The organism is Nitritalea halalkaliphila LW7 (genome assembly GCF_000265075.1).
Lineage (GTDB): Bacteria > Bacteroidota > Bacteroidia > Cytophagales > Cyclobacteriaceae > Nitritalea > Nitritalea halalkaliphila.
On sequence record NZ_AJYA01000001.1, the window covers coordinates 35,394 to 48,651 of the forward strand.

9 protein-coding genes and 4 pseudogenes are annotated in these 13,258 nt (G+C 45.7%); 4 read left to right on the plus strand and 9 right to left on the minus strand.

Annotated features, from left to right (window positions below; all coding sequences use genetic code 11):
- Nucleotides 1-3: 3 nt before the first annotated feature.
- The 4 genes and pseudogenes from A3SI_RS19890 to A3SI_RS00160 all read left to right on the plus strand — a co-directional run bounded on the left by A3SI_RS19890 (nucleotide 4) and on the right by A3SI_RS00160 (nucleotide 5,198).
- On the plus strand, nucleotides 4-420 hold the full coding sequence (locus tag A3SI_RS19890; protein WP_238531533.1) for a hypothetical protein: 417 nt from the start codon (nucleotides 4-6) through the stop codon (nucleotides 418-420).
- A complete protein-coding gene (locus A3SI_RS00150; RefSeq protein ID WP_238531535.1) occupies nucleotides 405-2,438 on the plus strand; it encodes an alpha-amylase family glycosyl hydrolase in 2,034 nt (677 codons plus the stop codon). Before A3SI_RS19890 ends, A3SI_RS00150 begins: the two co-directional genes overlap by 16 nt.
- A gap of 16 nt (nucleotides 2,439-2,454) precedes the next feature.
- Nucleotides 2,455-3,515: pseudogene (gene fbaA, locus A3SI_RS00155) on the plus strand (class II fructose-bisphosphate aldolase).
- 154 nt (nucleotides 3,516-3,669) lie between these two features.
- Nucleotides 3,670-5,198, plus strand: a pseudogene (locus A3SI_RS00160) (alpha-amylase family glycosyl hydrolase).
- Between the two features lie 274 nt (nucleotides 5,199-5,472).
- Here the strand turns inward: A3SI_RS00160 and A3SI_RS00165 are convergent.
- The 9 genes and pseudogenes from A3SI_RS00165 to A3SI_RS00205 all read right to left on the minus strand — a co-directional run bounded on the left by A3SI_RS00165 (nucleotide 5,473) and on the right by A3SI_RS00205 (nucleotide 13,258).
- Nucleotides 5,473-6,921: a DUF885 family protein gene (locus tag A3SI_RS00165; RefSeq protein ID WP_316929013.1), complete on the minus strand. Its 1,449-nt coding sequence runs from the start codon at nucleotides 6,919-6,921 to the stop codon at nucleotides 5,473-5,475.
- Between the two features lie 13 nt (nucleotides 6,922-6,934).
- Complete coding sequence (locus tag A3SI_RS21860; RefSeq protein ID WP_009053072.1) at nucleotides 6,935-7,150, minus strand: hypothetical protein; 216 nt, start codon at nucleotides 7,148-7,150, stop codon at nucleotides 6,935-6,937.
- A 212-nt stretch (nucleotides 7,151-7,362) separates the two neighbouring features.
- Nucleotides 7,363-8,350 (minus strand): annotated as a pseudogene (gene pfkA, locus A3SI_RS00170) (6-phosphofructokinase).
- The gene (locus A3SI_RS00175; RefSeq protein WP_009053075.1) at nucleotides 8,340-8,723 is read right to left on the minus strand and encodes a methylglyoxal synthase; all 384 of its coding nucleotides are present in this window, start codon (nucleotides 8,721-8,723) and stop codon (nucleotides 8,340-8,342) included. Before A3SI_RS00175 ends, pfkA begins: the two are co-directional and overlap by 11 nt.
- Nucleotides 8,724-8,826: 103 nt before the next feature.
- Nucleotides 8,827-9,318 (minus strand): Spy/CpxP family protein refolding chaperone, encoded by a 492-nt coding sequence (locus A3SI_RS00180; protein WP_009053076.1) that lies wholly within the window; start codon nucleotides 9,316-9,318, stop codon nucleotides 8,827-8,829.
- A complete protein-coding gene (locus tag A3SI_RS00185; RefSeq protein ID WP_009053077.1) occupies nucleotides 9,311-9,697 on the minus strand; it encodes a hypothetical protein in 387 nt (128 codons plus the stop codon). Before A3SI_RS00185 ends, A3SI_RS00180 begins: the two co-directional genes overlap by 8 nt.
- A 29-nt stretch (nucleotides 9,698-9,726) precedes the next feature.
- The gene (locus A3SI_RS00190) at nucleotides 9,727-10,155 is read right to left on the minus strand and encodes an RNA polymerase sigma factor (RefSeq protein ID WP_009053078.1); all 429 of its coding nucleotides are present in this window, start codon (nucleotides 10,153-10,155) and stop codon (nucleotides 9,727-9,729) included.
- A 173-nt stretch (nucleotides 10,156-10,328) separates the two neighbouring features.
- Nucleotides 10,329-11,247 (minus strand): annotated as a pseudogene (locus A3SI_RS00195) (universal stress protein).
- Between the two features lie 538 nt (nucleotides 11,248-11,785).
- Nucleotides 11,786-13,258: a lipopolysaccharide biosynthesis protein gene (locus tag A3SI_RS00205; protein WP_009053079.1), complete on the minus strand. Its 1,473-nt coding sequence runs from the start codon at nucleotides 13,256-13,258 to the stop codon at nucleotides 11,786-11,788.

A 13,258-nucleotide genomic window follows, 5' to 3' on the forward strand; every position in this document is an offset into this window, starting at 1 on the left:
GGCATGGTTTTCCGTAACGCTGCAGGAACGCGTGAGGGTAAATCGGAGACGAATAGTGATATTTTCATCAATTTAAGTCAGGGCTTCCAAGTTATTTTTGCCTCCCCGGCACCGAATCAATTGCTTACGGTAGGGGAAAGTGTAGATATTCTTCTCCAAAGTCCCGAAGAGGCGACGCTTCGACTTTTTGAAAATGGTACTCAGGTAGCGCAGGCATCTGCCACCACGAGTCTTTCCTATCGATTTACGGCGGAAGCAGAAGGTACAGTTTCGTTCCGGGCTACCGCAGAGGCGGGGGAGCAGGAGAGTGAGTCTGAATTACGCATAAATGTGGCCGGGCCTTCCCCTGTGTTGCCTTTGCCCCCAGGGCAAAAAAAGGAATTAACTATTTATCGGATACGGAGGTGCTTCTGGTTTTAGAGGCGCCGAAGAAGAAAAATGTCTATGTCATCGGTGATTTTAACGAATGGCAGGTGCTGCCCGATTTCCAGATGGCCGTGGATCCCACAGGCGAGCTCTTTTGGTTAAAAATCACAGGCTTAGAGGCAGCGAAGCCCTATATTTTTCAGTATTTAGTAGATGGTCAGATTCGGATCGGTGATCCGTATGCGGATATGACTTCAGATCCTTTTCATGACCAAGAGATCATTAATGAAAACCGACATCCGGGCCTTCTGCCATTTCCTGAGGGCAAAACCAGCTTTCAGGCCACCTATTTGCAGACGGCTCAGACTCCTTATGAGTGGAAATATACCACCTACAAGAAGCCTAAAACAGAGGAGTTGATTATTTATGAATTACTTGTCAGAGACTTTGATGACCGCCGTACGTATGAGGCCGTTATCGAGCGTCTGGATTACCTGAAAGAGCTGGGCATTAATGCGATCGAATTGATGCCGATTAAGGAATTTGAGGGAAATATCTCTTGGGGTTATAATCCTTCCTTCTTTTTCGCTACGGACAAGTATTACGGGACGAAAAATGATCTGAAGCGCCTTATCGATGAGGCGCATAAGCGGGATATGGTGGTGCTTTTGGATATGGTATTAAATCATGCCTTCGGCCAAAGTCCATTTGTGCGTTTGTATAACGATGGTGATTTTGGTGCCCCGACTTTAGATAATCCATGGCTAAACCGAGTGGCGAAGCACCCTTTTAATGTGGGGTATGATTTCAATCATGAAAGTCCGTACACGCAAGCGTTTGTGGATTCTGTCAATCACTATTGGCTTTCCGAATATCGTTTCGATGGTTACCGCTATGACTTGAGTAAAGGTTTTACGCAGGTGAATTCGGGTGATGATGTGGGTTTTTGGTCCCAGCGTGATGAGTCTCGAATTCGTATTTGGAAAAATATTTACGATACGGTGAAGAAGGACTTTCCGGATTCTTATCTGATTTTAGAGCATTTTGCCGATAATTCGGAGGAACGTGAACTCGCAGATTATGGCTTGCTTTTTTGGGGAAATATGAATTTTGATTTCCGCGAAATGGCGAAAGGAAATTCTCGCAACTTTGATTACGGCTACTTCAAAACGAGAGGCTGGGCAAAAAACAACCTGGTCTCCTACATGGAGAGCCATGATGAAGAGCGTACGATGTGGGAGTCACTGATAAATGGGCGCACATCCCCAGTGAATATCCGTGAATTATCTCATGCGGTCAACCGAAACCAGTTACTTGCTGCTTTTTTCTTCGCCATACCAGGACCTAAGATGCTTTGGCAGTTTGAAGAGTTTGGCTATGATTTAGAGTTGAATAACGATCGACTGGGCATCAAACCGACGCGCTGGGAGTACCTCGATGACCCTGAACGTCAGCGCTTATTCTTTTTATATCAGGAGATGATGCGTTTAAAAAACGATTATAATTTCTTCAATCAGCCGGAAGATGTACAGCTTGCATTATCGGGCAGTAGCATCAAACATATTACCATTCGCGATGAGGAAACTGATGTTGTGCTTTATGGGAATTTTGGGCTTACTGCTGCGAATACCGTTACAGTTACTTTCCCTTATGACGGAACTTGGTATAACCATTTTACCGGTGAGGCGGTAACAGTAACAGGAGGGACCCGCACCTTACGCTTACGACCGAGTGAGTTTATTCTATTTACGAGTACGCCTTTACCTACTCCACAGGAGTCTATTTTAATGACCGATGTGATTACGAGTATCGAAAATCAGGAAGTAGATCAGACAGGTTTTAAGCTTTATCCTGTCCCAGCGACCACAGTAGTGAACGTAACTATTCCAGATACGATGCGTTCCTTCACCTATCGGGTTATCGACGTTACCGGAAAAGTAATAAATGAGGGAGAATTCCTCAATCAAGGCGATAATTTAGCGGTAGATGTACGGGAATTTCAGTCAGGACTTTATATCTTTGAAATCTTTGATACCAGAGGTATCCATAGAAAAAGATTTTTAAAAAAATAATTTAACCTCGATTATCATGAAATTCAAACCAGGCGTGAAGTATGGACAGGAGCTAAAAGACCTTCTTGACTATGCTAAAGAAAGTGAATTTGCCTTACCTGCCGTAAATGTGATTAACACCAGTACGGTGAATGCTGTTTTAGAAACTGCAAAGAAGGTCAATTCCCCTGTAATCATCCAGTTCTCTAATGGTGGAGCGCAGTTTTTCGCAGGTAAAGGCCTGGATAATGGGCAGCAGCAGGCGTCCGTAGCCTTGGCAGTCTCAGGAGCGCAGCACGTACACCGCATGGCAGAAGCGTATGGGGTTCCGGTTATCTTGCATACGGATCACGCGGCGAAAAAACTATTACCTTGGATCGATGGAATGTTAGCAGAAGGTGAAGCGTACTTCGAAGCTTTTAAGCGTCCGCTTTACAGCTCCCACATGCTGGATCTTTCGGAGGAGTCTTTAGAGGAAAACATCAGCACTTCTGTAGCTTACTTTGAAAAGTTTTCAAAGTTAGGAATGGCGATTGAAATCGAGCTCGGCGTTACGGGTGGTGAAGAAGATGGCGTGGATAATACACATGTGGATAGCTCAAAGCTATATACACAGCCGGAAGAGGTAGCCTATGCGTATGAAAAGTTAAAAGAGGTAAGTGATCTATTTACTGTAGCAGCAGCCTTCGGTAATGTACATGGGGTTTACAAGCCTGGAAATGTATCTCTGCAGCCTATCATCTTAAAGAACTCACAGGATTATATCAATGAGAAGTTTGGGACTACTGGAAAACCTGTTTCTTTCGTGTTCCATGGTGGCTCAGGTTCTTCTGTCGAGGAAATTCGTGAAGCGAATAGCTATGGCTCCATTAAAATGAATATTGATACAGATATGCAGTGGGCGTTCTGGGAAGGTGTACAGCAGTACTATACAAAGAACGAAGGGTACTTGAAGTCGCAGTTAGGAAATCCGGACAGCCCGATGGGCCAAATAAAAAGTACTATGATCCACGCGTTTGGTTACGTAAGGGTGAAGAGAATTTTGTAAAACGTTTAGAGGTAGCTTTCGATATGCTGAATGCGGTGAACCGTAATTAAGCCGAAGGGAAATACAGTGGAAAAGCCGCTCTTACGGGTGGCTTTTCTTTTTCATAGCAGCTCCTTCAGATGTGAAGAGAGAACATAAAGCGATTTCAACAGTTTAGAAACTATGAAAAAAATTAGCGGTCTATGTGCCCTAGTATGGATAGCGATGGCTTTTTCCTGTCAGAATAAAGGAAAGCAAGAGGTGAAAAATCATTGGCCGGAGGCGGGATAACCTATGAGATATTTATTCAATCATTTTTTGATTCGGATGGTGACGGAATTGGAGATATTAACGGAGTACGCAGGAAGTTAGATCATGTGAAAGAACTGGGGGCGAATGCGATTTGGTTTATGCCCATCATGCCATCTCCCAGCTATCATAAGTATGATGTCACCGACTATTTGGATATCCATCCAGATTATGGGACGCTAGAAGATTTTAAGGCGCTCGTTAAGGAGGCGCAGGAGAAGGATATTAAAATCGTTATCGATTTAATTATTAATCATACCTCAAGTGAGCACCCTTGGTTTTTAGAGTCTAAGAAGGGAAGAGATAATCCGTACAGAGACTATTATGTATGGGCGCAAAAAGATACGATCGCGGATTTTATCAACAAAAAAACGATCACCCGTGATAGTGACAACATTCGGCAGTGGCATGACCCGGGCATAGGGGAAGATTTTTACTACGGATTCTTTATAGGAGGGATGCCGGATTTAAATTTTGATAACCCGAAGGTGCGTGAAGAAATCTACCGTATCGGTGCTTTCTGGTTAGAAGAAGTGGGAGTGGACGGCTTCCGTCTGGATGCGGCCAAGCATATTTTTCCAGATGACAGGCCAGAAGACAATCATGCTTTTTGGAAGGAGTTTCGGGAACGTATGACAGCCATTAAATCCGATGTGTATTTAGTCGGAGAGGTCTATGATATGAAAGAAGTGGTGGCACCGTACCTGCCTGGGCTTCCTGCATTATTTAATTTTGATTTCCATTATACACTAGTGGAGGCTTTCGAAAAAGAAGATGGTCAGCTGCTGGTAAATCGTCAAAAAGAGATTTTAGACTTTTACCAGGGCATTACAGATGATTTCATCGATGCCACCTTTAGCTCTAACCACGATCAGCCGCGTCTCCTCAATAAACTTCAAGAAGACCCCAAAAAGCTCAAACAAGCGATTACCGTATTAATGAGCATGCCCGGAGCCCCTTACTTGTATTATGGAGAAGAAATAGGCATGTTAGGCTTAAAGCCGGATGAGCAAATTCGTGAGCCTTTCCTATGGGATATTCAAGCAAATGATAAGGGTCGCACTACTTGGATAGAACCGATGTACAGCACCGACGAAACGGTGACGCCTCTGGCCATCCAGAAGTCTATGTCTAGCTCGTACTTTAATTTCTATAAGGAGATCATACGTTTACGGAATACGCATGATGTCCTGGCCTTAGGTGATTTAGGCAAAGTGAGTCAGGAGGCCTTCACATCAGAGAAAAGTCTTCTAGCCTATACGAGAAGTTATAAAGGAAAAACCTATTTAATCTTGCATCAGCTGGCAGATACACCCTTGGAATTTGCACTTGAAAGCATGGGAATAGAGGTGAAAGAGGTTATTTACAGTCTTCAGGATGCTACTTTAAGTGGTAGTCAATTGAAAATTCCTGGACAAGCCAGTATAATACTCGCATTAGCGTAAAAAAAAGTAAATGATTTTCATTTACTTCGTTAGTGCTAGGCTGCGGTTTGAGGTGAAAAGGGTTTTCATTTGCTGTGAAATACCTTATTTGCCCAACGATTTTCCCCAGTGGTCTAATGGGCTGTATTGGTTTATTGTCAGGTAGTTGTGCATGCTATACCGATTTATTGACTGAAATAAGTAAAAAAAGTGTCTTCTTTTTAAGGAGACACTTTTTTTTTAAGGTAGTGGGTATGCCTGTCTTGCGGGGTATTAACGCATTTTTTTTAAGGAGCTAAAAAGCGCAATCCCCTTTGAAGTTTTCTGGTATATCTCCGAGCATCCTGGCTCGAAGCAGAGCTATAGGTGTGTAATTTTGTCGAATAAAGAAGTCATGAAACTCCTTTTCACTCATCTTTCCGTTTTCCACTAATTCTGTGCGCAGCCGCTGCACTTGTATGCCTCCAATCATGTAGGCGAGTTGGTATAAAGGGCCATAGTTTCCCTCGAAGGATCTTCTCACTTCTGCCTCGGCATTTGCACGCTCATGTCCGACCCTGTCTACTAGGAAGTCGATGCACTGCTGCGGAGTCCACTCTCCAAGGTGGTATTTCAGGGAAAACACAATGCGTGCTGCGCGATGCATCCGCCAAAACAGCATGCCGATTTTATCTTCTGGAGTAGTAGCAAAGCCCTTATCCCAGAGGTTAAACTCCCAATATAGCGTCCAGCCCTCTACCCAAAAAGGAGTATTGAAAAGGCGGCGATGCGGAAAGTGACGCTGATTCATAAATTGCTGTAGGTGGTGGCCAGGGATCAATTCATGATGGACCACGGCACGGGCAAAATGAGGGTTATTACCGCGTAAGCTCATCAATTTATCTGCATGAGACATTTCAGATGTGGGATAGGCGATTAAGATACTCTCTCCTCCCAAGAAGAAGGGGCTCACTCGCTGCCGTTCGGCAGATAGCATCGTCGTTCTCCAAGACTCAATAGCGACCTCAGGTAGGCTAATCAAATCATTTTTCTGCATGTAGGTGATCGCCTCTTCAGCCATTTCTACTACGCGTTGAGGCCATTCTCCTGGGGGTAGATATTGATTTTTCACATGTTCGAGGGCTTCTAACCAGTTGGTGCCGTAACCCAAAGCTTGCGAGGCTTTGATCATTTCGGCTTCGCACCAAGCATACTGTTTTTCTCCTTCTCGGATAAGCTCTTCTGCGCTGTAGGGAATCATGTTAGCCTCCAGTTCTCGGTCGATGGCAGCTTTGCCGATAGGCAAACCGATAATTCCCGAGCCGTCATCCCTCACACTCGTGGAAGCATAATGTGCTTCGAGAGCTTTGGCATAGTGGTCAGCCTGTTTGGAGAGTTCCTCCATCGGTTTTTTTATCCACCAAGTAAAGGCAGGGTCATAGTCAAAATAAAATTGATAGGCTTCTTCTACGCTGCGCTTGAAGGAACGGATGACCTGTGCTGCCAGTGCGGCCTCTTGCCATGAGGGATAAGGTGTACGTTTGGGTAACGCATTCAGTTTTTGTCGGATGGCCTCCGTAGCTACGTCGAACTGCCCCGCCAAGGTCGCGGCATCCGGTTGTTTAGCACGCTTGCGCTCGAAAATAAATACCTGTAAGTCAGTGTCAAAGTCCAGCACATCTGCTACCTGTTTAAAGGCAGTATAGGCATCTTGATGCGCTTTTTGCTTCATGATAAGGTGGTTTCGAAACAACTGATAGTCCATCTTATCGTCGATATTAAGCGATGCGTAATCGACTTTTTTTTAGCTCCTTCAGCCAGTCGGTGTAAAGCCGGTCGAAACGTTCGAAATAGGCTATGGAGAGACTATTCGGATAGAGTCTCCCTAAGGCTCCCACATCAGCCTGATAGGTGGTGATGAGCGATACGAGCGAACTAGCATGTGCCGCTAATATGCAGAAAACTAGCATGCTACTGAAGAGCAATTTTTTCATTAGGATCTCAGGAGTTTAAGGCTTTAAAAAAGAGAAAAGGGAAAGAAGGAACAAGTGATTTTAGACAAGCGGAGTGGACTACTAGCTAAAATAAAAAAGCGAGAAACGAACCTAAGGTCCGCCGCCCGCTTTTTTTGCTTAGTGGTTTTTACTTTTCGTATGCTGCTGCCCATGATTCGGTATCCTGCCATGGGGCTGTGAGCGGAATCTCCTCAAGTAGATAAAATTTTCGCGATGCGGAAGTCATCTTCATCCACCTCTTTATCATCTACTATCGCCTTCGTAATCGGGGTATACACAATTTTGTTATTAATTATACCAGCCATTACATCGTACTTGCCCTGCATGAGACCTTCTACTGCTGCCACGCCGAGCTTACTGGCTAGGACGCGGTCGAAAGAACTAGGGGAGCCCCCTCGCTGTAAGTGGCCTAAAATAGTTACCTTGATATCAAAATAAGGGAGGTGTTTTTGTACTTTTTCCGCGATTTCCACGGCACCACCACTTTTTCCCCCTTCTGCGACGATCACGATGTTCGACTGTTTCATGGCCTTCGTCCGCGCTTTTAAACGATCAACGAGCTTCTCGATTGGCATCTTTTTTTCTGGAATCAAGGTCGCTGCAGCCGCAGAGCCGATCCCTGCATTGATCGCGATAAACCCAGCATCACGGCCCATCACTTCTACGAAAAACAGGCGGTCATGCGAAGTAGCGGTATCCCGAATTTTGTCGATAGCCTGAATGGCAGTATTGCAGGCAGTGTCAAATCCGATCGTCAAATCTGTTCCGGAGAGGTCATTATCGATCGTTCCCGGCAAGCCAATCGCAGGAATGCCGAACTCTTGAAAAAACAGATGCGCCCCGGTTAAAGAACCATCCCCACCGATTACCACTAAGGCATCGATTTGATGCTTTTTTAAGTTTTCATAAGCCTTTTGACGTCCTTCAGGTGTTCGGAATGCTGCTGATCGAGCTGATTTCAAAAAAAGTGCCGCCGCGCTCTAATACATGAGCGATATGCCGACTTTCTAAGCGTTTAATGTCATTCGCAATCATCCCTTCGTAGCCGCGATAAATGCCAAACATCTCTAAATTATAGTAAAAGCCAGCACGTACCGTCGCACGAATCGCCGCATTCATGCCGGGAGCATCCCCCCCTGAGGTTAACACCCCAATTCTTTTTATTACTTTAGTTTCCATGAAGTTTCAGTTGAAGTCCATTAAAGATTAAATCCGCAGTAGCAGGATTCGTAGCTAGCGGAATATTATGCACATCGCATAAGCGAAGGAGCATTTGTACATCCGGCTCATGCGGGTGTTTATCGAGCGGATCACGAAAAAAAACCACGATAGCGATTTCTTTTTGTGCTGCCATCGCAGCTATTTGGGCATCTCCGCCTAGAGGTCCTGAAAGAAGTTTCTCCACCTGAAACCCCGCTTTTTCGATATGGGTTCCCGTGGTGCCCGTGGCACAAAGGGTGATATCAGCATGGTGTAACAGCTGCTTAAAGCCACTTAAAAAATGCACCATGTCTGCTTTCTTGCCATCGTGGGCGATTAAAGCAATTTTCATATGTCGAATAGGTCTAATAGGTAGGCCAAATTTACTAAAAATAAATGGCCTTCCCCTTATGGATTACCAAATCATAACCTATTATTTTCAAGATGATGAGGCTTCATTCTCTCCCACGCCCTCTACGCTGCATTTCGGATAGATGTCGCATAAAATCACGGTTGATTCCCATTAAAATGAAGCGCTGTTTGGGCTCTAAGACGTCCTTCATCTGCTGCATAAAGCTTACTTCCAGCGTCTGCATCGCTTGCTGATGCTGAAGCTTACGTTCGATCAACTCATTAATTTCTTTTTCGGACAATTTATTCGCATCTCGGTTTGTGAGTGCACGAATTTCGCGAATTTCTGCATTACGCTGCTCCTGGTAGGTGTTATATAAAGGCCAAAACCGTGAAGCCTGATCGGCATTTAGCGCGAGTCGATTGGTGAAAAAAGCTACACGAGCCGCCTCCAGACGCTCACTTTGGGTTTCGGCTTCAGCGGATCCGCGTCCTTGGCCTTGACCCTGGCCAGGGCCACGCTGTGCGAGTGCCTCCCCTAGGCCAAAACCTATAAAGAGAAACCACGCCACTCCTAAAACAATTAACTTATTCATAATCTTCTAAATCCAATGTGTCAAAATCAAGCTCCCAATCGGAAAGTCCATATTCGTCATGGACCACTTCCTCTAAAAGACCTACAGGGTCGTCACTCCAGTCCAGCACATCTTCCTCTGTAAAGGAAAGGTCATAGAGCCAAAACTGGTCATCCAGACTGCTAAAGAGAAAATACGGCTCCTCTTCCAAAACTTTTTGGCGGTCATTTGCCCACCAACTAAGCCCAAGCCCTAAGACTAAGATCGCAGCTAGCGCCCAATTACGCAGCGTCAGCAGTTGCTCTTGTCGCCGCTGTCTAGCACGAGTGGCTGCATAAAGCCCCTCGAAATACCCTTCAGGAGGGCTGGCCCATTTTGGTGATTTATTTGCTTGCATCATATCTTTAGACAGGGAGTAATCGCTTAGGTTTATTCTTCTTTTACACTTTGCTCTACTTTTTTTGCTGCATGGTGGTAGCTCGCTTTCAAACTTCCCACACTCGTACCCGTAATTTCGGATATGGCCTCATAACTTAACTCATCGTAGTAGCGTAGCTGAAACACGAGCCGCTGTTTGTCCGGAAGGGTAAGCAGCGCCCGCTGCAAACGGCGCTCCACCTCGTCTCCATCGAACTCGGGAGCATGCTGCACATACCGCGCCATCTCCTCTTCATGGTTGGAGCTGAAAAAGAGCAAGCGTCGCTTTTTCTTTTCTAAAAAATTTAAAGATTCATTCACCGCGATACGGTACAGCCAGGTATATAAACTCGACTGCCCTTCGAAGCGTCCGATATTCCGCCAGGCCTTTAAGAAAGTCTCCTGCAGAACGTCATCCGCATCCTCATGCAGGATCACCATTTTGCGTATCAGCGCATACAGCCGTGCCTGATAGCTGGATACCAGCAGCCTGCAGCCCTTTTCATAAGTGCTGGAGACTGGATCAGGGCGAGTAAAGTGGCATCATCGAGCTGCATCTACCTGCTTGGATAGCGAAAAGGAAGAAAAGTTTAATCCGCGTCCAGGCATTCAGGCTAAATCTCCAAGATATAATCTAAAATACCGGCATTTTTACCCTTAGGACGCGTTACCAAAAGCGGAAAATGATCGTTGAGCTGGATCAGGCGCTCCGCCATCGAGCCGATGAATAGGGCTGTCGCCGCTGTCCGCCCTTTCACGCCGATGATGATGCTGTCCGCCTGAATCTCTTTCGCTTTTTCTAAAATATCTTCTACCGGATCATCATCCTCATCCTTCGTGTACACAGGAGTGACCTGTATCCCTTTCGTATCGATTTTTTTTTATGAATTTCTTAAAATTGATCTCCGCGTGCATGCGCATGATCTCCGAGAATTCTTGATACGATTTACCCGTAAAATGGTAGCCGGAAGGAACGGTAAACACATTTTGGCAGGTGATATGGGCAGAATCCCCATAGCGGGCGGCGATCATGATAGCCTCCTCCATGGCATCGCGCGAGTAGTCCGAAAAATCACTCGGCACTAGGATGCGGTCCATCTTCGGCTGGCTGCCCTCTGGAATGATAAGTAAGGAGCAGGAAGCTCTGCGTGCCAGTCGCTGGGAGATAACGCCCGTCCCGGGCAAAGTGGTTTTCCGCCCCACTAAAATCATGTCAGCAGATTTCTCATGCGCCAGCTTGAGGATTTTTTTCGATAACTGCCCATCCTTAACGATGTAGGAAATGGCCGAAGGAGCAGAAAAGTGGCGCTCCACTTGTTCGCGCATCTGCTGCTTTCGCTCGTCGATCATTTTCTCTATTAAATTCGGGAACTCATTTAACACCTCTTTTGGGATATTTAAATGCCGGATGATCGTCGTAAAATAGACTTTTTTCGTCTTATTCGCCTCTGCGATGAAGGAGGCAAACCGAATCAGCGTCTCGTCCAGACTACTTAAATCTAAGCAGACGATTAATTTTTTAATTTCGTACATAGCAATGTGTGAAAACCATACAAAATTACGCTTTTAACGCATAATAGCCTTACAGATGAAATAATACTTGTGTATTTTCTTTTCTCTCATGCATCTATTTTGAGAAGTTACCGATTCAAATCTATTTACAAAACGAAGATCTCCCAGGAAACATGGCGATTAAACCAGAATTATAAGGTGCCCTGCATTTAATCGGAAAAGAAAGATAGTAAAAATCTTCAAATTCCATAGACTACTCGGAAAGAAGAAGATACACGATGCAATGACCAAAATGCGGCGCTCAAAGTCAGGAAAAAGCTTATAATAGAAAACAGCGTCCCAGGAATTTCCGTATATTTGTACAGAACCTGGGTTGACGACATGTTCAAACTTCACAATTTAATAACAATGCCGAGTGAAGTCCCTTTCAAAAACAGGCCTCACTTCCTTCGGGAAGCCTCGTTTGGAAAACAAGCAGGTTAACAGTGGACGTTTGCGATTTTAGGACAGCTCAAATCTTGTCAGTATGGAGGTTTGTAACACTCTGTAGACCCAGGTTTTATTTTTTACTTGCTCCCAAAAATATCCTTTGGCCAAAGCCTATCCTCCAAATTCCTATACCATAAATGAACGCGGCCACAGTCCCCTGTAAGAGTATAGTGCCCCATGGTGCCAGCTCTAATCCTTTAAGGAAAAGATGAGGAGTAAGCGCCAAAAGGCTGATAGCCAATAAGTAAAGCTGTCGAATAGAAAAGGGATGCAGGCGCATTTTAGTATATAGAAACCAGGCTTTCAGCAAGTTAAACCCTACCATGGCCAAAAAACTGGCAAAGGCTGCTCCCGAGACCCCGTGAACCGGAATAAGCAGTAAATTGAAGCCAATAACCGCCACACTCATGAGTAGTGTAGCCACTAGGTTAAAGCGGTAATACTTAGAATAGACGATGATTTCTCCATTAAATGAAAAGAGACCGTCGATTAATTTGGCACAGCCGATCCAAAAAACCACCCATTTTCCCGCTTGATAGACCTCTGCATTCGGAATGTAGGCGTAAATGCCATCGAGGCAGACCCATATCAAAATAAAAACAAGTAAAGCCAACAGGGCGGGAGCTACTCCCATCCGGGTGTACAGCTTGGCTATGGCCTGGCGGTCTTCCTGCTGCATGTGCTGAGAAATTGCCGGAATATGTACCTGTGACAACACTCTTCGCGGGAGCTCGATTACCACAGCCATGCTGAAGCCAATCGCATACACCGCCGTCGCCTCTAGGCCAATCAAGCTACTGACCATCAGGCTATCCACCCGGGAGACGATGATGCCCCCTGCGGCTCCCAGCATCGTAATCAGGCTATAGGTCAGGAAGTTGCGGAGGGATAAAATTGCGGGTGGAGTACCATCACGCTGAGCAGCTGCTGGAAGAGTCGGGGAGGACTGCCGAAGGAGATAAAGGACGAGAAAAAGGCTGTTGAGAGCATAAATGACCGCTAGCCCCAGGCAGGTCTGATCGAAATCGATGAGTCCGAAGTAGTAGCTGAGGCCTAAGCCAAAGGTCATCAGCCGAATCCCCACATCACGCAAAAAGGTCGGCATCGCCATTTTAAAGTAGCTAGCAGAAAGTGCCTCTAATAGCGTGACGCTCAGCGCAAAAAAGAGCAACAACTTGGTTGCAGTAAGCTGTTCGAGTAAAGCAGCGGCATTTTGGCTAAAGGCCTGTGTCAGTGCGGTATCAAATAGCTGAAAGGCGGCCAGCACAAGTAAAAACCCGAAAGCAGATAAACCAAAGCTCATCATTACAAGCCGTAATGGGCGGTCCCGAACCGTAGGGAAGAAGCGAATTAGGCCATTCGCGGCGCCCAGCTGAGCGAAAGGGACGAGCAGAAGCCCCAAATCCTGCACCGCGCGGAAGGTGCCGAACTCCTCGGGGCTAAAAATGAAGGGCAAAAGCCAAAGCAAATTAACATATCCGATGACCACTCCTGCATAAGAGGAGAGCCCCGTAAGCAGGCTTTGACGCTTTAGGTTTTGCAT